This window comes from Novosphingobium sp. KN65.2, from assembly GCF_001368935.1.
Lineage (GTDB): Bacteria > Pseudomonadota > Alphaproteobacteria > Sphingomonadales > Sphingomonadaceae > Novosphingobium > Novosphingobium mathurense.
In genome coordinates, this window is the sequence record NZ_CCBH010000222.1 from 1 (window position 1) to 20,730 (window position 20,730).

The window sequence follows — 20,730 nt, forward strand, 5'->3', positions numbered from 1 at the left end:
GCCGGGGGGCGGGCGCCCGCCGCGACGAGGACGGGTATTACTGGATCACTGGCCGCATCGATGACGTCATCAACGTATCGGGCCATCGCATGGGCACTGCCGAGATCGAGTCCGCGCTTGTCGCTCATGCCAAGGTTGCCGAAGCGGCCGTCGTCGGCATGCCGCACGAGATCAAGGGGCAGGGCATCTACGCCTTCGTCACCTGCAACTCCGAAGTCGAGCCGGACGAGGCCCTGCGCAAGGAACTCGTCCAGTGGGTCCGTCAGGAAATTGGCCCGATCGCCACGCCGGACGTGATCCAGTTCGCGCCGGGCCTGCCCAAAACCCGCTCGGGCAAGATCATGCGCCGCATCCTGCGCAAGATCGGCGAGAACGACTTCTCCAACCTTGGCGATACTTCGACGCTGGCAGACCCCTCGGTGGTCGACAATCTGATCGCCAACCGGCCGCAACCGGCGACTGCCTGAAGGAACAGGGGGCCAAGGGGGCGTGAGCCGCAGCGTTCTCATCGCCGACGACCACCCGCTCTTCCGCCAGGCATTGACCCTGGCGGTGGGGCAGGTGGCCCCAGATGCACGGATCGTCGAAGCCGGGACGCTCCCGGCAGCTTCGCGGCTGGCCTGTGAACTGGACGACCTCGCGCTGGTTCTGCTCGACCTCAAGATGCCAGGTGCCATCGGGTTTTCGGGAATCGCCCTGATACACGCCGAAAGGCCCAAGGTACCGATCCTCGTCGTGTCGAGCGCCGAGGGGGAGTCCGCAGCAGAAGAGGCCCGCGCCTTCGGAGCCATCGGTTTCCTGCGCAAGGACAGCGATCTCGTCCAAATCGAAGAGGCCGTGGCAAAGGCGCTGGGAGGTCATGCGCCCGCAGGCGGCAACGCGCCTCGGACCGGCGGCGAACTCGAGCCGATCCGCAATGAAGTTGCGGACCTTACACCCATGCAGCTCAAGGTGCTGCTGGCGGTGCTCGATGGGCAGCTCAACAAGCAGATCGCCTATGGCCTCGGCATTACCGAAGCGACCGTAAAGGCCCACATGACTGCGATCATGAAGAAACTCGATGTGAGCAATCGCACGCAGGCCGCGCTAGTGGCGCGTTCTCTCGGACTGCATCTGCAACACTGATCCCACCGACATGATCGCCGCACGGGCGAGGAAGGCCTCTATCACTTCAGGTGCTACGGGCTTGGCATGGACCGGTACGCCCGAGGCTTCGGCCTTGCTCCGGAACGAGCCCCCGACTTCGGCAGTAAAGATCGCGGCCGGAAGGCCCTTGCGCAAGGCACGCAACCGCACGATCAGGCTCAGGCCGTCCTCGCCATTGTCCAGCCGGTAGTCGGCCAGAACCGCGTCGATCTCGTCGACATGGGCCAGCGCACCGGCAGTGTCCCGTACACCGATCGCGCGATGTCCGAGACTCTCGACCAGTTCGACGGTCGCCTCGACAATTCGACTGTCGTTGTCGACCACCAGAACCGTCAGTCCATGACCGGGCGCCGGGGCAGGGGCGGGGTCCACCCGGGCTTGGGCTGGCTGATCGTCCGCCTCACGTGCGGGCAGCATGAGGCTGAAGCGGCTGCCATGACCGGGCCGCGCATCGACTTCGATGCGCCCGCCCAGAAGCCTGACGATGCGCTCGACGAGTGCGAGCCCCAGCCCCAGTCCCTCGGCTTCCGTTGTGCCCAATCGGGTGAACTCGCGGAAAATCGCTTCCGACTGCTCCGGCTCGAAGCCCACGCCGCTGTCGATTACGTCGATGCGCAGCATGTCCCCGCGCTTGCGCACGCCCACGAGCACGCCCCCGCGCTCGGTATAGCGCAGTGCGTTGGACAGGAAGTTCTGCATGACCGAGCGCAGCAGGCCGGGATCGGTCTCGATATGGCCGAAAAGCGGTCCTGTCCTGAGCGAGAGACCCTTGGCTTCGGCGGAAGGCTGAAAACTCGCAACCAAATCGTCGAGGAATGGACCAAGGGCAACCGGTTCGGTCTCGGGCGTGACCCCACCGGCATCGAGCCGGGAAATGTCCAGCAAAGCGCGCAGCAGTTCTTCGGCTGCGACAATCGCGCCGTCGACACGGCCCACAAGCGGCTTTTCCTTGTCGGGCACCGACCTGCCCAGAGCGGCTGTGAACAGACGCGCAGCATGGAGCGGTTGCAGCAGGTCGTGACTGGCAGCGGCAAGGAAGCGGGTCTTGTCCCTGGTGGCGCGGGCGAGCAGGCGGTTGGCCTCGCTCAACTCGCGCGTGCGGGCCTCCACCCGTTCCTCTAGCTGTTCAAGGGTCTGTTCCAGTTCATCGCGGATGCGGGCTTCCTCGGTGACGTCGGTGAAGGACATGACGTATCCCCCACCCGGCATCGGACCGCCCACTGTCTTGATCACCCTGCCGTCGCTGCTCCGGCGTTCGAAGCTATGCGCGCGGCCTTCTCGTAGTGGCTCAAGCCTGCGTTCGACCACTGCGTCGACATCCCCTTCTCCGAAATGGCCGCGCGTCGCATTGTGTCGGATCAGTTCTTCGATCGGCGCACCGACGCGGACCATGCCCGCAGGATAGTTGAAGATATCCTCGTAGCCCGAATTCCACGCAATCAGGTTGAGTTCGCCGTCGACCACGCTGATGCCGGCATCGACATTCTCGAAAGTGGCAGCAAGCAACTGTCGCGAGAAACGCAGCGACTGGCCACCTTCGTCAAGCAGGCGGGTGACGTCGGACAGATCCATCCGCCCGCTGGCCAGTGCCGATGCAACCAGTGCCCGCGCAGATGATGCCCCGACCACGCGGGCAATCAGATCCTGCGCCTTGCGGGCATTTTTCGGGGTTACCTGATCGTGCGGATCGGACTCGGAAAATTCGCGCTGCGCCCGCTCTTCGCCCACGAAACTGGCCACGAAATGCGTCAGTTCGCCGACGTTGGAGACACGGCCCGGCGTGGCGAAAATGCGGGGCAGGTCCGGCGCCGGGATCTTGCGAGCGGCGACAAGGGCATAAACGGCAAGATCCACGCCAAGGCTCCAGACCACGCCATGGACAAAGGGGCTCGCCCGACCGATGCCGAAGAGGCGATGCGGGTCCATGAAGCTCCCGGCAAGGGCGTCGAGCCAGGGCACCGGCAAGATCGGGGGAAGGGCCAGGGTGTAAGCCCAAAGCGCAAGCCCGATACCGAGACTGGCCCGCGCGGCGACGGGATCGCGTCCCTTGCCCAGCGCTGCAATGATGAGGTGCGGTGAGAACAACGCCATGGCGGCAAAGGCGGTCAGCCCCATCGACGCCAGCGACTGGCCGCGCGAAATCAGCAGGGCAAATGCCAATGCCAGGAGCATGACCCCGGCAACGGAGATGCGGCGCATCCCGAGCATTCGCGCACCGATGGCTCCGGCCTTTCGGTCCTTGCCCGAACCGATCACGGCGCCGGCGAACAGATCGTTCGACACCATGGTCGCCAGTGCAGTCGTATCGACGATGGCCATCGAACTGGCCGCGCCGATCCCTCCCAGCAGCGCTGCCGCCAGGATCAGTTCCGACCCCGCCGAAGCGGGTAATTGCAGGACATAGAGGTCCGCGTCGATGTCCTGCGGCAGGAGCGCGGCCCCGGCCAATGCGATCGGTACGATCAGCACGGCCATGCCCAGCAGGTAGGCAGCCAGCCCGAAACGCGCCCGTACGAGATCACGCTCGTCGCGCGCTTCCACCAGTCCCATGTAGAATTGCCGGGGCAAGGCGATGATCGCGAAAGTGGAAACCAGCGTGATCAGTGCGATCTCGAAGGTGAGGTGGGTTGGTGCAAAGCGCTCTCCCAGCGTCTCGACGGCTTTTGCGAACGGGGCGGCTTCCGCACCGGAAAGCAGCACCAGTGCAAGAGCCGCTACGGCGAACAGCGCGACGATCTTGATGACCGAGTCCAGCCCGATCGCGTAGAGCAGCCCTTCGCTACGGCCTGCCAGCTCGAACCGGCGGGTGCCGAAGAGCAGCGCGAACAAGGTGAGCAAGCCCGAGGCAGCGACCATCGATGGCACCATGATGTCGCGGCCGGACACGATGGTCAGGGCATTGCCGATCGACCGCAGTTGCAACGCCAGGTAGGGAATGCTTCCCAGCAGGGCGATGAGCGTGACCATCCGCGCCACACCGGCGTCGTGGCCAAAGCGCGCGGCGATGAAGTCCGACACGGTCGCCGCGCGCTCCTCCCTGACCGCAGCCGACAGGCGCGACAGGAACCCGGGAGCAAGAAGCAGGAGGAGCGCCGGACCCAGGTAGATCGGCACATAGGCCCACCCGCTACGGACCGCGCTGCCCACGGCGCCATAGAATGTCCAACTCGAACAATAGACGCCAAGCGCCAGTGTATAGGCATGGTGGCGCAAGGCGGGCCGGCGCGAAAACAGGTCTCCGCGGGCTTCGACGATGGCGGCCACTGCAAACAGCAGAAGGATCAGGGCAAGGGCGGCAAACGCCGATGAAGCCAGACTCATGCGCGTTGGCCCTGTGCCCTCAAGGCATCAGCGATTCCGGCTTCAGCATTTGCCACGCAACCCAACCGGACCTCCGCACCCAACTCCCTTGCGAAGTTCTAGCCGGTCGATCCATCCTTGTCAGGTGCAACTTGCGCCATGCGCCTTGCCGTCTTGGAGGAAATTGGCGGGCTTGCAGGGAGCAAGTTCGAACCATCTTACTGAGATGTTAATGGAATGGAACGCCATTCTGCAACATTCCAGCCTCGGCAACCGGAAAGCCCTTAACAGCAATGAACGGAAGGATGGCAGCGCCCCGCGCGATAGTCGTCCGGCTGTCGCCCGGAGGCGCAAAACGGCCTGACGGGGGCCGCCATGGAGATAAAGCGCCCCTCGCCATTTTCCCTGCGGCTATCCTTCGAGCAACGCCTCCGGCTTGAGCGGGAGGCGGGCGATATGCCGCTGGGGGCGTATATTCTGGAAAAGGTCTTTAACGGCGAGGCTGCGCCGCGCCGCCGGGGCAAGAACCCGGTGAAAGACCATCAGGCACTGGCCCAAGTCCTTGGGAAGCTGGGCCAGTCGCGGCTGTCCTCTAACCTCAACCAGCTTGCCCGGTCGGCGAACACGGGCAGTCTGCCCGTCACCCCGGATACGGAAGCGGCCTTGCTGGAGGCCGTCGCCGAAATCCGGGAAATCCGCCGTCTGCTGATTGAGGCGCTCAATCTGGAGGCGGATTGATGATCTTGAAAGCCTCCCAGCGCGGCGGGGCCAAAAATCTGGGCCTCCACCTCCTGAAAACCGAAGAAAATGAACACGTCGAAATCCATGAGATCAGCGGCTTTGTCGCCGACGATCTTATGGGGGCGATGAAGGAAGCCCATGCCTTGTCCAAGGGGACCAAGTGCAGGCAGCCGCTGTTTTCCGTGTCGCTCAACCCGCCCGCCCATGAATCCGTGCGGGTGGAAGTGTTCGAACAGGCCTGCGACAGGATCGCGGAACGCATGGGCCTGCAAGGCCAGCCGCGCATCATCGTGTTCCACGAGAAGGAAGGGCGTCGCCACGCCCATGCCGTCTGGTCGCGCATCGACGCGGAAACCATGACGGCAAGACCGCTGCCGTTCTTCAAGGCCAAGCTGCGCGAGATTTCCAAGGAACTCTATATCGAAAACGGCTGGAAGATGCCGGAAGGATTCCGGGATTCAAAACTGCGCGATGCCCGCAATTTCACGCTGGACGAATGGCAACAGGCGAAGCGGGCCGGGATCGACGTAAAACAGGTCCGGCAAACGGTTCAGGAATGCTGGGCCGCGACGAATAACGGCGCGGCCTTCGCTAAGACCCTCGAAACGCGGGGTCTGTTCCTCGCCAGAGGGGATCGGCGGGGCCATGTCGTCGTGTCGATGCACGGCGAAACCTTCTCCATCGCCCGCATGGTCGGCAAGAAAGGCAGGGAAGTTGCCGCGAAGCTGGGCCAGCCTGATGAACTGCGCTCGGTACCGGATACCATCCGGCATATCGGCGAAACGGTGATGCCGCTGGTGTCGCGGCACATATCGGACGCCAAACGCATGGCGTCCGATGCGCTGAAACCGCTGAACGAAAAGAAGCGGGCGATGGCGGCGCAGCACCGCAGCGAACGCCAGCGGCTCGACCGGATGCAGCGCGAACGGCAGGACGCGGAACGAAAGAGCCGGTCAGACCGCCTGCGTAAAGGCGTATCTGGCCTGTGGGACAGGCTGACCGGGCGGCATGGTCGCACGCAAAAGCAAAATGAAATGGAAGCCTTCTTCGGGCTGCAACGGGATCGTGCGCAGCGCCACGATCTCGTTTCCGCGCAACTGAAAGAACGCCAGACGCTGCAACGGCAAATCGTGCAGGTGCGCAGCGGTCATGCGGACCAACTGCTTGGCCTCTACCGGGACGCGGCCCGTTACCGCCACATGGCGCGGGACGGGCAAAAGCCGGAAGAACGTCCGGCTGGTTCGGCGGCTGATCGTCCAGCTGCCGAGCGTCCGAGTTCTTCGCGCCCTACGGGACGCGATAGCGGTCCCGCGCCACGCGGTCCACGCGAGCCGGGAATGGGCCGTTGACCATTCGTGATGCGGCAACGCCGCGTCGTTTTCATTCCATCTGTCTTTCGTGATTTGACCGGATTCCTCCGTCCGCCACTCTGCCCAAGTTGAACCTGCTGAGATTGCTATCGTCCTATCCGTTTTGCGGGAACGCGACAGGCGCAAGGCTTCGCAGCCTTCTCCTCTGTGTTGCGTCCCTGCGGGTGCGCCTCATTCCCGAAAACGGATTTCTCCGCTGCAACGCGGCCCAACGTGGGCGGCGAAGACAACGGAGGAAACCATGTTCAAAATCACCAGCGACGATCTGGCCAAGAAAACCGACTCGCAGCTTGCCGCGCTGTTTCAGGAAGTGGCCAAGGGTATCACCCCGGCCAGCCCGGATCGCCCGGCGGCGCAATCGCTTCTGGCGATGATCGCAGCCGAACGCGCCAAGCGCGGGCCGCGTCCGTAGCGCCCCTTCATTTTGCGGCTTCAATGCCCCGCAAAAACGTGGATTTCGTCGTGGGCGGTCTGGATGGTGAGCACATCGCCGTTTAGTTCCGCGTCCCGTGCCATCGCCTTCCAGTCGATGTAATAGCGCAAGTGTTCGGGGATGGCCTGACATTCCTCCGTAATTTCCTGCACATAATCGGCAAGGTCGGAATAGACGCCGTAATAGCGGTCTTCCATCACTTCACGGGCTTCGTCCAGTTCCCCGAAATAGCCGATCAGTTCCGCGCCCAGCTTGCCGTGCTCAGCAATGAAAGCCGCCGTTTCTGCCACGCCGTCGATCCCGGCATATTCGGCGATGCGGACACCTTCAAAACCTTCATAGTCATGGATGGCCCATTCTTCCGCGTCCGGGATTGGTGAGGCCCGGAGCATCCCGGCAATCTCGTCATAGATCGCACCCGGTTCCTGATCCGCGTCGATCCATGCGCCGTGCAGGATTCCGCTGTTGTAGGCTGCCAGACAGGCGACATAGATTCTGATTTCTGACTTGTTCTCCATCTTACTTTTCCTTGGGGTATGGGTTGCTCATGCAACCCGTTGCCCTTCGGCGAGAACGGGGGGTGCAAATGGAAAGCCAAATCGACGGCGGGCGCAGCCGCTTGCGGCGAGCCTCGGGAACCGTCTATTTTGCTTGAAATGCGCTGGGGGGCTTGTCCCCAAGTCTTGCGTTAGCGACCGTCACCGGATGGCCGAGATCGCCAAGCGCAGCGCGGAAGCTCGGTGCGCGTCAGCGGATAGGGCGCGGCCCGAAGGGAACGCCGGATCATGACCATTTTTGCAAGAAAGGTGGGTCTTTTGAATCAGGTTCAGGATTCGGCCTACTGACGGAAAGCCTTGTGGGAACGGGCAGCGCCGCGCCAAAGATGATGGCCTCACCTCTGCCAAGTCCAGCAAGTTGCCGTGACACATTCACGCCTGCCGTTTCTGCCGCTGAAGCAACCGCTCGTTGGTCGGCTTCATTGTTGAGCCGAAAAACGGCCCATGTTCCGCATTGCGAAAGCACGGTTGGGGACACCTCGGATGGGCGTTGGGTGCTGATGAGCAGGGATAGGCCGAACTTGCGCCCCTCTTTTGCAAGCCGTTCATAGGCCAACGCCTGTTGTCCGCCGTCGGATTCGCCCGGTAATTGGCGCAGATAGTGGTGCGCCTCCTCCAATGCCAGCATCGTGGGATGGGTGTTGCCCGGACCGCGCTTGAATATCTCGGCGGCGAACATTTCGAGAAGCGACCCAAGGACAAATGGCATGAGGTCTTGCGCCAAACGGCTAAGGTCAACGATATGAACTGACCAGTCATTTTGGCCGAATACCGGCGGGCCAAAAACCTCGCGGACCAATGCTGCGCATTCAGCCGACATACTTAGAGGATTAGCTAGTCCAGCGCCGCCCGCAATCTCAACAATGGATGTAAATTGCGGGTCTTCGATTAATCCTCGTATGCGATTAATCATCGACTGGACGTGACCGTATTGAAACGTGTCGCGGGTCCAGCCTTGGTTGTTGGGCTTAAGAACATACCATTCGGTAGCGAGGCACGATAGGGCGCGCATATGAGGCCAAGCGTTGGCGGCAGGAGCAGTTCCTGCCCTAAGCGCAGACATCGCCTGATTGGCGTGCGCGGCATTTCCTGTATGGCAGTCATCGAAAAGGACATTGCCCTGTCCGCCGACCAATTTTGTTCCCTGCGCGTCACCTTCAACGAAGCGAAGATGCTCAATGGCAAATCTCAGAGCAGGCATCTGCGCCTTCTCGCTTGGTATCAGAAGCCGGGACAAGCCGTGCCGACCAAGCGCGTAATATGGAATCCGAAGGCCGCCGTGAGGACCACCTAGCTGCGTGATCTTCACACGATTTCCAAGATCCGCAAATGCAGGCGTATATTCGCCATTCACGTCAAACACTACGATCCTTGATCTAGGCAAGCGAATAAGTTGTTGCAGCACAGCGGCGACGAAGTGAGTCTTGCCCTGTCCCGTCGAACCAAGAATGGCCATGTGGCGGCCAAGCACTTGGTCGATGTTCGCACTGACCTCCACGGCCCGATTGCGAGCATCCGCGCCTAACTTGATTTGCTCGTCAGGAACACCATTCGCGCCAATTGTCGCAACAGTTTCAATGTCAGAAAGTGGATAGACGCTTGCTCCCAGAACAGGCAGGCGCCATTCTTGCGGTGAAAAGATCAGCGTGCCATCACGCTTGGCTAGGAAACCGACAACCCGGCCACGAAGCTGGCGAAGCGGCTCTTGTGGTATGTTTGAGGGGCGTCCGCGCCCAGCATGGACTTCGCGCGGCTCAGCAAAGGCAACCGACATAATCCGTAGGATGATTGTCTCGGCCCCGGCGTCGATACCTACCAAATCGCCCGGTTGTTCGACCGTCGAAAGTCCATCCCGATGTCCGGCAACGTGACCCCGGGAATCTTCAAGCAGGTTGATCAGCAGTTGAGGCCCGTCGATCTCGACCACATATCCAATCGGGCGACGGGAACTCATTTAAGCAAGTCCTCAAAATCGTTATCCGGCGCGGGGTCAACATCGTCAACGTCGCCAACAGCATCTTCCGCATCGGCGGACTTCTTCGCCACCTGAATATTCGTAGCTTGTTTGAGTAGTGTTTCGAGTTGTCGGGCGCGTTCTGACACCTCATCCAGCATAGCGGGTTCAGGCAAGTCATTCGCCAAGGCGTCAAAAAAGCCTCCCGCCCCAAATCCGCGCACCGTGACCTGCGGAAGCTGAGCCAGAAGTAGCCGCTTTAACTGCTCGTTCGGCTTGATCGCGTCGCCGGTCGCTGCCAGCGAGTCGTAGATGCCAAGCCGATCAATCTCTGGAAGATAGATGATGAGTTGTAGGGTGGGGTTTTGTAGCGCCGAAACGACAAGGCGGTTGATGTGGTCGTCCGTAAATCCGTAGCCATTGACGATCAGGCAAGCGTTGGGACGTGAAAGAAATTCAGTGAAGCGGCGAATGACCTCGCCATAAACGAACGCGGTCGTCTGAACGAATTTCGATGCGCCGGGAAAGATCATAAACCCCGGCCAATCGTCGGGCTGATCCGACGCAATAAAACGATCCACGAGCGGCTTTACCGTGGTGCTGGGCAATTCGCATACACCCCCTGATTTGTTAGCCGTCCATGAAATCGAGCCGTGAAGTTTTCCGAGATAGAGGTTGTATGTACCGAAACGCGCCTCGCCACGGGCCTGCACGTTACGAAGCCCAAGGTCGAAGCTGCTTGGGCGAAAGGCCCTGTCGTGCGTTCCTGAGAAGCCATTGACGCAATGAAGGCCAAGCGCCTCTGCCGACCATTCCAACGCAAGATCGTAATTGGTCGTAAATGCCCAAGGCGCTGCCTGACCGGGCTGACGATTCCCGGCTAAACGCGAAACCAGCCTTATGTGGCTCGATAGCTTGGGATTCAAAATCGCCTGATCTGGCTCCGACCATAGCTGTTCGTCAAGAATGGCTGCCCGCAGGACTGCCTTTCGCAATGCGTGCCGCGCTGCCTTGAGTCCGGTAAGATCAGCGCCAACCCGTTCGCCGTCCAGACAGGCAATTTCCAACCTGTCGAGCAACAGTTCAACATTGCCCTGTTCCCCATCCGCAAGGAACTTCTTGTCCCGAAGAAATTGAACTTGATCGGCGTATTCATTCTCTAGGAGAGTCCATACATCGCTCATGACCATGCCGCCGACGCCTTTGGAAGCTCCGGCACCAAGCAAGACACCAACATTTTCCAGCCGGATCGCAAGGGCAAGGTGCGCCAAGAATTCTTCGGAGGTTAGCTGACGGCTCCCCCGGATGGCAAAGAATGTCATTATAGTTCCCCCGTTCGCACCAGTCGCGCCGCTGACGGGTCGTAGGTATAGCCCGTGATCGTTCCGTCCTTGATCCGTTCCACGGCGTCGTCCACGACGAAGCGCGGCACGAGGAACCATTCACGCGGCACAACTGGGTTCCCGAAACGATCCTTGATTTCGATGTCCAGTTGCGCGGGCGCGAAGATGCGGTGGATCAGGTTTTCGAGCTTCACGCGGTTGATGTTGTAGAGCGTGTAGGTGGCGACGATCTCAACGTCCGCCATGAGGAAGGTGGGGTCCAGCTTCGCATTAGCGACGCGCCGCCCCACGTCGCCGCCAGTCACGCCGATCTTGTGCAAGACATCGCGGTTGGCAGCGACAAGCGGGTGATCGGATTTGCTGCGCAGGACATAGATTGTGCCGCTGGCCAAATCGCCTTCGTCATTCTCGCCCGCGAAAAGCGGTCCCGCTGACGGATCGGAAACCCGCCGTGCGGTCGTGTCGCGGTAAAGGGATTTCTGGAATGACCGGGCAAGGACGGTGGCCTCGGTGGCATTGTCGTAAATGACCCGGACCCGTCGATCCGTTCGCTGATATTCCGTGGTGAAGGCTTCGCTTTCACTGGCGACGTATGCAAATTGGCCGCCCACGATGAAAAAGGCCCCCGGTCGAATTTCCGTCAGGCTGTTCTCGCTGTTGTCGATCACGCGGGTTGAACGAATGCCCTGCTTGAGTTCCGCCTTGGCGTTCTCGATAATCGGCTTAAATTCTTCGTAGTCCTCACACTTCTCGCGGTTGGCGATTTCTTCGGCGGCGCGTTTTTCAGCGGCAGAGCGGACATGGCGAAGGTCGGTGATCCCGACATCGCCAGCGGCCCCGGCGAGTTCGGCCATGAGCGCGTCAGTGTCCAATTCTTCGGTGGGCGCGGGCGCGGCGTCTTCCGCCCCGGTCAAAAGGCCCTGACGGTCAAGCGGCGCGAGAAGTGAACGGCAATCTGCCGACGCGCGAAGGCGGTCCAGCCGAACGGCATATAGCCGTTCGAAAATGTCACGGTCCTCGCCATGTTGCGGGGCGCGGCCATGTTCATCGGTGAAGCGCTGGATTTCTTCAAACCCGGCGATGACTCGTTCATCGCGTGGGCTGCGCCCGATTTTCTTCTCGGGTTGGGCGAAGTCCGCCAGTTCGTCCCGCAGGTCGTCAAGGTCAAGGTCACTCATAGCGGCCCTCATCCTTGAAGCGCACAAAAGCGGCGGCCCCTTCGGCCATACGCTTTTCCCATGCGTCGGTCGAACTGATGGACGGGAGCCGCCCACGTTCTTTTTTGAATTGAACGGCCCGGACGGCAAGCTGCTTGGCTTCCTCCGGCGTGAGGTTGGTCCGGCGGGCAGAAATGGCGGCGGCGACTTGTTTCAGGCTTTCCTCGCTCATGGTCTTGGCGAGGATGGCATAGGCTTCCTGAAACGGATTAACCCGGTCAATCAGGTCAATGTCGAGTTCGCGCACATCCATTGCGAATTTGCGAACGCCGTCGATCAGCGCGGTGTTGGCGCTCGGCTCGTCGCCGGAGCCATCGTCGCCAAGGGCGATCTTCTTGGCTTGCTGGGTGAGATTGAGGGCTGCGATGGCGTGTTGGCGCACCGCCTCTTGGTCCTCCTCATCCAGTTCGGGGTATTTGTCCTTGATGATCTTGCCCAAGCGAAGCTGGGTCAATTCTTCGGGAACCAGTTCCTCATCGAACAGGCCGCGCTCGATGCTCGGCTTGTCCTGTACAAAGGTGGCAATCACCTCGTTCAAATCCTCGCGGCAAATGCGGGCGGCTTCGGGCGACTTGGGTTCGGTCAGACCCTTGATCTCGATCTGGAAAACACCGCGTTCTTCGTTGAATCCGACATTGCATTTGTCAGGCTGATAACCGCCTTCGCCATAGTCGAAGCCGGGCGCTGCTGTGCTGGTCGCAGGATTTTTCGGTTTGAACTCGAAGCGGGGCGCAAGCACCTGTTCCATGAGCAAGCTGGCGGCGATGGCCTTCAACGTGTCGTTGACGGCCTCCGTCACGGCGGCTTCGGCGGCGTCCGGTTCCGCAATCAGGTTGGTGAACCGGGCGCGGGTTTTGCCCGGCGCGTCGCGGGTGGCGCGGCCAATGATCTGCACAATCTCGGTTAGGCTGGACCGATAGCCAACGGTCAGCGCGTGTTCGCACCAAATCCAGTCGAAGCCTTCCTTCGCCATGCCCAGCGCGATGATGATGTCCACATGATCGCGGCTGTTCTTCTGCGCCGGGTCTTTCAACGCGGCAGAAACACGATCCCGCTTGGCCGGGTCATCGTCCACAAGGTCGGCGATGCGCAGGATGCGGCCATCGGCTGCCTTGACCAACTGGAATCCCGTGGCGGGGTCAACGCCCTGCCACTCGCCCAATTCTTCGATGATGTGTTCCACCTCCCGAATCTTGTCCTTGGTGCTTTCGCGGGAGTTGACGCTGGGGATGTGGACGATGGTTTTCTCGGTCGGGTCCAGCACCGCGAGAATGTCGTCGGAGTAGGGGCCGGAATAGAAGAAATAGCCGATGTCGAGCGATTTCAGATACTCGTAGCCGTTTAGCTGTTCGTAGTAGGTGTAGGTGACGGTATCGAAATTGGCCTCGTCGGCGGGTGCAAGGACGGCCTCCGCGTCGCCCCGGAAATAGCTGCCCGTCATGGCGACGATATGCACCTTGTCGCGGGCGATGAATTGCCCAAGGTGCAGGCCCAGCTTGTTGTCCGGGTTGGCGGAAACGTGGTGGAACTCGTCCACCGCGATCAGGCGGTTATCAAACGCCTCCACGCCGAACCTGTCCACCGCGAAGCGGAATGTCGCGTGGGTGCAGACCAGCACCGTGTCATCGCTTTCAAGGAACGCGCCCACGGAATTGACCTTGCCGCCGTCCTCGCCGGGCGCGTTGCACAGGTTCCATTTGGGCGTCACGGTCCAGTCCGCCCAGAAACCGAACTTAGTCAGCGGTTCATCGGCGAAGCTGGAGCCAATGCTTTTTTCCGGCACCACGATGATGGCCTGCTTCACGCCTTGGTTTGTCAGCTTGTCCAGCGCGATGAACATGAGGGCGCGGCTTTTCCCGGACGCGGGGGGCGATTTGATGAGAAGATATTGCTCGCCGCGCTTCTCATAGGCGCGTTCCTGCATCGGCCTCATACCAAGGGCATTGGCCTTGTTGGTGCTGCCATTGCGAGCATAGGAAACGGATACGGAAGGAACTGATTTCTTTTCGATGGTCACGCTGTCGCCCCTGCTTTCCGTTTCTTCGCCGCCCCGCCCGATGCGGTCATCTTCGTGTAAAGTTCAAACAGCTTTTCCAGCCGCTCAGTGTCGTTGCGGAATCGCCGTCCAATATAGATGCGCTCCAGCACCGCGTCGTTGCGCTCGTGCGCCTCGCGCAAGTTGGCGGGCATTTTGCTTTCGCCGTCTTTGACTTCGTAAAGGTCGGCGATGGTCGCCGGGAAATGCGCTTCCCGCGCCAGCAAAATGTCCTCGGCGCAACGGGTGAGGTCTGCCTTGTTCTTCTCAGTCAGCGGTGGCACCGGAAAAGTATTCCAGCCCAGTGTGTTGGAGTAAGAAAAGCGCATTTCTAGCCGAACACAAACCGTACCAATCCAGACCCAATGCAGACGTGAGGCGATGAGGGCGAGGTTCCATAGTGGAGCATCGTAAAGCGCGTAATTCTTATTGTTGACGGTCGTATGATTGTTGATCAGACCACAGGGCAAATACGGTCGGTTCTCAGAAGATATAGCAGCAGCCACGATTGTATGAGAGCGCCCAATGTTCATTTCTCGCATCTGGTGGGCGCGAGATGCCATTTCATTTGCGCCTTTATCGGGACTCGCCAGACGCATTTGACGCACAGCTTCAATTCGGGTTTTTATGCCCGGAATGTGCATGGCTTCATCGAGATTGGCATCTTCAATCCAAAGACAATATCGCTCAACCCCGCGAATGAACTCGGCACCGCCGTAGTTCTTTCTGATGAAACGATGATATTGATCCTCATTAAGATTAAGTGTGTCGACATCGTCCGATGTCAGTAACAGGTGTCCTCCATCGTAGGGCATATTGCCCCTAACCATAGGAGAAATATCCGAAATAGTAGATCTCGCCTGACTGACTTCGATGTTGGGGCCAGAAACAAGATATGCATTAATATTCTCAGCCTCCTTGACGATAGAGGCGTCATTCTCGGCTGACGAGAAAAGCTGACGTAACTTTCGTGCGTGATTAGAAATGCCAACTATAACGACGGTGACGCCCGCCTTATGGCTGGCAAGGTTTGCCCACTTGAATGAGGTATGGGCGAAGGCAATTTCGTGGCCAGTGGCAAACACTAGCGGCCAGAGGATCGGAACCTGCTGGCCCTGACAGATCGAATTAGTGGACACAAATGCCGCTGCCGCACTTGTTTTGGTGCCGTAGTCGGCGGCCTTCATAAACCAGCCAGCAACGTAGTCGAGCGACTTCCAGCTTTTTGTGCGATGACCGAAAATGGCTTGCAGGTCAGACTTCTGCTCATCGTCCTGCCATGTCGAGCCAAGGTAAGGCGGGTTGCCGCAGATGTAGGTTTCACCGCCTTCGTTCTCGAAGTCGATCTGGGCTTGATCCAGTGGCGTGTTAAAAAGATCGTCGCCGACTAGTTTTACCCCGGTCCCGGTCGGCGGGCAGATGGAAAGCCAATCCAGCCGCAGAGCGTTGCCACAGGTAATCCAGTTCTGTGCATTGAGGGGCAGAAATTCGTTCAGGGCGAGTTGCTGCCCGCGATAAAGGACGTCGCATTGATATTCGGCGATGATGAGGGCGAGGCGGGCGATCTCGGCGGGGAAGTCCCGAAGTTCGATGCCCCGGAAGTTGGTCAGTGGAATTTCCGATTTCAGGCCATCCTCGCCGCGCCGTTCGTTGATGATGGCTTCGATGGCCCGCATTTCCTTGTAGGCGATGACAAGGAAATTGCCGCTGCCGCAAGCCGGATCAAAAACCCGAATGCGGGCCATGCGGTTGCGGAGGTTCAGGAGTTTTCGGGGATTGTCGCCCGCCTCCGCCAGATGTTCGCGCAAATCATCCAGAAAGAGTGGGTTGAGCACTTTCAGGATGTTGGGGACGGATGTGTAGTGCATCCCCAAGGCCCCGCGTTCGTCATCGTCGGCGACGGCCTGAATCATTGATCCGAAAATGTCCGGGTTGATCTTCCGCCAGTCGAGGCTGCCGATATGGAGCAGGTAGGTCCGCGCAATCTTGCTGAAACGCGGCACGTCCAGACTGCCGGAAAACAGGCCGCCATTGACGTAGGGGAATCCGTCTGCCCAACGGGGCAGGCCCGCACTAGCACGGTTGCTGATCGCCGTGTTCATGGCGCGGAAAATCTCACCAATCACGGTATGGGTGTTGGATGAGTCCCGCTCGCTCATCTGGTCGATGGTGGCGGTGAACAGGCCGCTGCCATTGAAGATGTCGGTATCTTCGGCGAAGAAGCAGAAAATCAGCCGGGCCATGAAATGGTTCATGTCCGGGCGGCGCTCGGCGGTTCCCCAATCGGGGTTGTCTTTCAGCAACTCGACATAGAGCTTGTTCAGGCGGCTGGTGGCCCGAATGTCGAACGAACTATCCCGCACCTGCTTGACGGTGGTGATCCCGGCAAGGGGCAGGAAAAACCCGAAATGGTCCGGAAAATCGGCAAAGGCGCAGGCGACCGTTTCGCCGCTGCCGCTGGCCAAATCTTCGGCCTCGAAGGCTTCGCCGTCCGTGGCCAGAATGAATTTGGCCTTGGCCCGCGTCGTGGCCGGACTTTCCCGCAGCGCAGCGAGCGTGGCGGAAACGTCGCCGGGGGCAGCGACAGCGATGTGGATGTTGCTGGTTTGCAGGACGCCGCCAAGGTCGGACTTGTTGGACGCCCCGGAGCGCAATTTTTTGAGGGTAGTTTCCTTGTTCCCGAATGCGCGAAGGAACGCGAAAGGGAATTCATCGCGGTCGAATGGGGCAGCCGCCAGAGCGGTCACGGCTTCTTCGATTTCGACTGCGTTCATATGATCTTACGGTCCTGTTACGTCAAATGCGGGAGGCTCCTTCTGAATCGCTGGTTGCCCCTAGTAAATTACTAGAGCGACCGCCCCCGGATGTCATCCGAAAGGTCAGGAGGGGGAGCAGCTATCCACAGGGGGCGGCCCCATGCGGCAGGTGTCCAAAGCGGCGGTGAAAGCCCCTTTGGTCATGGCGTCAGGCGGAGCGAGGGCTTAGGCCCATTTCCTCCATTATGGTGTCCTGCACCCCGGCCATGTAGCCATCCTCGAAGGCTCTGGCCCACGCGGAGAATGCCACCAATTTTTGCGCCATGGCCTTTTCAGGCTCGCCCAAATCGGCAACTTCCAGAAGATACTCTGCGCCCATTTCCACCACGAACGCAGCATCATCCCGATTTCCTTCGCGGGACCGCCGCCATGTTTGCGTGTCGCGGGGGGCATCCGCCAGCGCCAGCCGCGACCACACATAGGCGGCAAAATCTGCGCCTTCGCGAATTGTTGCGTCCAAGTAGCCGCCGTCCCCGTCGGCCCAGCGTGACCGGACTTCGGACAACAGCGTTTCGACAAAACGGCGTTCGGTTTCCATCTTTTTATCCTGAGCCGCGAACGCTGGTTTCAAAAACGTCCGCACCTGAAATGTCGGACGGGGATAGGGGAATTCAAGGATTTTCATCTATCCCGGCGGCGCTGGTCGAGGGTGTCCAGAGGGGCGCTGAAAGCCCCTTGGTCGATGGGGTCGAGGGGAGCGCGAAGGCTCCCCTTCGTCGTGGTTCAGGGCGCGAAAGCTCTGACGGCATCCAATCCGCGCAGGGTTGGCCCCTCAGGAGAGGCTGGGTCCATGGGGCAGGCACGCCCTTGGTCATGGAGGGTGTCGGGAGGAGCAGGAACGCTCCCCTGACTGGTGATGCAACGGCCAGACGTTGCCCCGGCGCGAACATTCCCCCTGACCCAAAGCGATGCGAACCAAGCGCCAGCCTGGTTGCGTCTGCTGGGTGGGAACGGGGGAGTTTGTGAGCGCCGGATGGCCGGAAGGGATGCAACGGGGAACGCGCAGCGGGTGCCCCTTGCCAAGATCGGCGTGGTATTACCACGCACATCTTGCGTGCAACGTAAGGACGGATTGGCAGGGCTTATCCCCCCAGCCATGAACGGACATCGCCCTATCCCATGGATCGCGGGAACAGGCCCGCTCTTTCGGGACTGGTACGATGCGATCTGTTTTTCTTTTTTGCGCCGGACTCCTCGTCGCATGGTTTGGCGGCGAGGCTCTTGCCCTTCACCTTCATGACTGGACGGGCGGGGACTGGCAACTCTCGCTTTGGGCCAGTCGCTTTCTGGCTTTCTTCGGCGGCGTTGTCTTTGCGCAATGCCTGTTTGGTCTGCGCGGCAAACTGGCTGCGGGTGGCAACGGTGACGGATTGCGGACAGCCCTGCGCCCCGTGACCGGAATGGTTGTCAGGTTGTTAGTCGAAGGGCTGGAAGTGCTTGGCTGCCTTTTTGTCCTCGCTTTGCTCGCTGTGGCCTTCGTCCCCATGCCCAATGGTGCAGTGCCAGATTGGGTGGCCATAGCGATCTGGCTTCTGGTCTTTCCGCTCATCTGGTTAGTCTTTGACCGGAAGGGCAAGCGACAATGGCATTACCGTTTTCTCGGTAAATTGACCGCCCCGTTTCGGCGACTCTGGCGCGTCTATCAGTTCGGCAGGGGCGGTTCAGCAACATTTGCCGGGATCACCGACGAATGGGAAAGCCTGCACAAACCCGGCTCGATCCTGCTGGGTCGGTCGGCATACGGGAAAGAATGGACCATAGGGCTGAAAGATGACCGTCACCTTCTGACCATCGCTTCGACAGGTGGTGGTAAGGGACGCTCGGCCATCATCCCAAATCTTGTGCTGTGGCCGGGTTCCGCGCTGGTTCTCGATCCCAAAGGAACCAATGCCGCCGTCACCGCCGCTCGTCGTGGCAATGGTGGTGGGCGGGTTGAACAAGGCATGGGGCAGGAAGTCCATGTCTTCGATCCCTTCAGCGTTCTGGCGAAGCAGGGCATCGAAAGCGGGGCATTCAATCCGCTGGCGCTGCTCGATCCGTCCAGCGAACGTATCACCGAGGATGTTTGGGCGATTGCCGATGCCCTCGTTGTTGCGGAACCGGGTTCAGAGCATTGGGACCAGTCGGCCCACGCCTTGATCTCTGGACTGATCGCTCATGTCATCACGCAGGAGCCGGAGGAAAAGCGGAATCTGGGCCATGTTCGCGATCTTCTCACCAGCCGGGAATTCCTCCCCGATGCGGAAAATCGTGAAGTCATCGATCTGTCTGTTGTAGGACGAATGGCCCGCAATCCCGGTGCTGGCGGAATTGCGGCACGGTCGGCGGCCCAGCTTATGGCTGCTGGCGACCGGGAACGGGGCAGCATTGTCTCGACCGCCATGCGCCATACGCGATGGCTGGACAGTGTGCCGATGCGGTCTGTTCTGACGGGCGACGGGTTCGATCTGCGCGACCTGAAGCGCAAGCCCATGACGGTCTATGTCGTGATCCCGCCGGAGGAACTGGAAAACCACAAACGGTTCCTGCGGCTGTTCGTCACGCTCGGACTTGCCGCGATGACCCGTGAACAGGGGAAGCCAATGCATCGTGTCCTGTTCCTGATGGATGAATTTCCCGCGATGGGGCCATTGGAATCCGTGAGGGTCGGCATCAATGTCATCCGGTCCTATGGCGTCATCCTCTGGCCGATCATCCAGAATATCGGGCAACTGATCCATCTGTATGGGAAGGACGCGCAAACCTTCCTCGATGCGACTGGCGCGGTGCAGGTGTTCTCGGTCGGCGGGCATGAAACAGCGGCCTTTATCGCCAGCAACATGGGCGAACGCCCGGTTGACCGAAAAGAACGCGGGCAGGTCGTCAGTGTCATGACGGCGCTGCGGACCGCCGGGGAAATTCAGGAAGAAACCGACCGTGACTGGGGCAAGCAAATCATATTGCGGGCCGGAAAGCCGCCGCTGCTTCTGAAACGGGTCATGTACGACAAGGCATTTCCCAAGAGCCAGTACCTGCCGGACCCGGATCACCCGGAATAGCAATGGAGTGCATGATATGACGGGAACAGGCGAACGAAGCGCCGCGGCTCTTGCCGCCGACGTGAAGGCCATAACGGATCGCGTCCATGAAATGCTGTGGGCCGATTGGGACGAACACGGCACGACGGGCGGCCCGACAGTCACGATCCATTTGAAAATGTCGGCTGCGTGGCTTCCGCTGATGGCGTGGATGCAACTGGTCGAACGGGGGCGGAGGCAGGGACGAGCCGGGCCTCCTTCCGTTTCCGTTCTCGATCTCAACGAAAGGTATCTGCGAAGGCAGGCGCTTCGCTGGCTCCGGGCGCAAGTCGAGGACCAAATGCACTGCCACCTGCATGATTTGTGCCTCGGCAATCATCCTCTGCTGCTTCCGCTACTGGCGGAACCGGATCGGCCTGCGGATGATCGTCCGGATGCGGACGATGTGCCGTTTTAGGCGGGCAATGCCGCTCTGCAACAAGGGTGTTATTACGCGTTAGTATTGCGCTTATGGTATGATTATGAATGCCCAGAATTCCACGAATTCCGACTGGATCGCGGAAGGGAAGAAAGAGGAATTTTCCGCCCCGAGCGGCGATCAACATTATCCGCTTTGCCCGGTCCCTCTGGCCCAAGCCGGAGCAGGATGCGGAATTATGCGACGCAATTATCGAGGCCACGTTTGAAACGGTCGGCAAAGTGCAGGATGACGACCTGCGCCGCGTGAAACTCCGCGCGATTCTCGACCGCGCCTATGAGGCGCTGAAAGAGCCGGAATGAAGGCCGGACGGTTGGCGTTCG

General features: G+C 60.2%; 15 protein-coding genes and 1 pseudogene. 8 read left to right on the forward strand and 8 right to left on the reverse strand.

Annotated elements, in window-relative coordinates:
• Positions 1-467: pseudogene (locus tag SPHV1_RS23390) on the forward strand (acetyl-coenzyme A synthetase); the annotation flags it as partial.
• 22 nt (positions 468-489) lie between these two features.
• Positions 490-1,125, forward strand: coding sequence for a LuxR family transcriptional regulator (locus SPHV1_RS23395; protein WP_054948403.1), 636 nt, complete (start codon positions 490-492; stop codon positions 1,123-1,125).
• Here the strand turns inward: SPHV1_RS23395 and SPHV1_RS23400 are convergent.
• The gene (locus SPHV1_RS23400) at positions 1,087-4,467 is read right to left on the reverse strand and encodes a PAS domain-containing hybrid sensor histidine kinase/response regulator (protein WP_054948404.1); all 3,381 of its coding nucleotides are present in this window, start codon (positions 4,465-4,467) and stop codon (positions 1,087-1,089) included. The two genes, SPHV1_RS23395 and SPHV1_RS23400, sit on opposite strands and share 39 nt — an antisense overlap.
• 354 nt (positions 4,468-4,821) lie before the next feature.
• Between SPHV1_RS23400 and SPHV1_RS23405 the strand changes: the two genes are divergently transcribed.
• The 3 genes from SPHV1_RS23405 to SPHV1_RS25225 all read left to right on the forward strand — a co-directional run bounded on the left by SPHV1_RS23405 (position 4,822) and on the right by SPHV1_RS25225 (position 6,969).
• Complete coding sequence (locus SPHV1_RS23405) at positions 4,822-5,184, forward strand: plasmid mobilization relaxosome protein MobC (protein ID WP_054948405.1); 363 nt, start codon at positions 4,822-4,824, stop codon at positions 5,182-5,184.
• Positions 5,184-6,536 (forward strand): relaxase/mobilization nuclease domain-containing protein, encoded by a 1,353-nt coding sequence (locus SPHV1_RS23410; protein WP_054948406.1) that lies wholly within the window; start codon positions 5,184-5,186, stop codon positions 6,534-6,536. Before SPHV1_RS23405 ends, SPHV1_RS23410 begins: the two co-directional genes overlap by 1 nt.
• A gap of 262 nt (positions 6,537-6,798) precedes the next feature.
• Positions 6,799-6,969: a hypothetical protein gene (locus SPHV1_RS25225; protein WP_156367442.1), complete on the forward strand. Its 171-nt coding sequence runs from the start codon at positions 6,799-6,801 to the stop codon at positions 6,967-6,969.
• Between the two features lie 20 nt (positions 6,970-6,989).
• Here SPHV1_RS25225 and SPHV1_RS23415 read toward each other — a convergent pair whose 3' ends face one another.
• From SPHV1_RS23415 to SPHV1_RS23445, 7 genes are all read right to left on the reverse strand, one after another.
• Entirely contained in the window at positions 6,990-7,508 is a 519-nt protein-coding gene (locus tag SPHV1_RS23415; RefSeq protein WP_054948407.1) for an antirestriction protein ArdA, read from the reverse strand.
• Between the two features lie 265 nt (positions 7,509-7,773).
• On the reverse strand, positions 7,774-9,501 hold the full coding sequence (gene herA / locus SPHV1_RS24685; RefSeq protein WP_082431141.1) for an anti-phage-associated helicase HerA: 1,728 nt from the start codon (positions 9,499-9,501) through the stop codon (positions 7,774-7,776).
• On the reverse strand, positions 9,498-10,823 hold the full coding sequence (locus SPHV1_RS23425; RefSeq protein WP_054948409.1) for an SIR2 family anti-phage-associated protein: 1,326 nt from the start codon (positions 10,821-10,823) through the stop codon (positions 9,498-9,500). The genes herA and SPHV1_RS23425 overlap by 4 nt, the downstream gene beginning before the upstream one ends.
• Positions 10,823-12,022 (reverse strand): GIY-YIG nuclease family protein, encoded by a 1,200-nt coding sequence (locus SPHV1_RS23430; protein ID WP_054948410.1) that lies wholly within the window; start codon positions 12,020-12,022, stop codon positions 10,823-10,825. Before SPHV1_RS23430 ends, SPHV1_RS23425 begins: the two co-directional genes overlap by 1 nt.
• A complete protein-coding gene (locus SPHV1_RS23435) occupies positions 12,015-14,078 on the reverse strand; it encodes a DEAD/DEAH box helicase (protein WP_054948411.1) in 2,064 nt (687 codons plus the stop codon). The genes SPHV1_RS23430 and SPHV1_RS23435 overlap by 8 nt, the downstream gene beginning before the upstream one ends.
• On the reverse strand, positions 14,075-16,870 hold the full coding sequence (locus tag SPHV1_RS23440) for a DNA methyltransferase (protein ID WP_054948412.1): 2,796 nt from the start codon (positions 16,868-16,870) through the stop codon (positions 14,075-14,077). The genes SPHV1_RS23435 and SPHV1_RS23440 overlap by 4 nt, the downstream gene beginning before the upstream one ends.
• A 190-nt stretch (positions 16,871-17,060) precedes the next feature.
• Entirely contained in the window at positions 17,061-17,537 is a 477-nt protein-coding gene (locus SPHV1_RS23445) for a hypothetical protein (protein WP_156367444.1), read from the reverse strand.
• A gap of 535 nt (positions 17,538-18,072) precedes the next feature.
• On the opposite strand from SPHV1_RS23445, the gene SPHV1_RS23450 reads away from it, so the two are divergent.
• From SPHV1_RS23450 to SPHV1_RS23460, 3 genes are all read left to right on the forward strand, one after another.
• Positions 18,073-19,950, forward strand: coding sequence for a type IV secretory system conjugative DNA transfer family protein (locus SPHV1_RS23450; RefSeq protein WP_054948414.1), 1,878 nt, complete (start codon positions 18,073-18,075; stop codon positions 19,948-19,950).
• 16 nt (positions 19,951-19,966) lie between these two features.
• Positions 19,967-20,386, forward strand: a complete 420-nt coding sequence (locus SPHV1_RS23455) for a hypothetical protein (RefSeq protein WP_054948415.1) — start codon at positions 19,967-19,969, stop codon at positions 20,384-20,386.
• 68 nt (positions 20,387-20,454) lie between these two features.
• Positions 20,455-20,709, forward strand: a complete 255-nt coding sequence (locus tag SPHV1_RS23460; protein ID WP_054948416.1) for a hypothetical protein — start codon at positions 20,455-20,457, stop codon at positions 20,707-20,709.
• Positions 20,710-20,730: the final 21 nt, after the last annotated feature.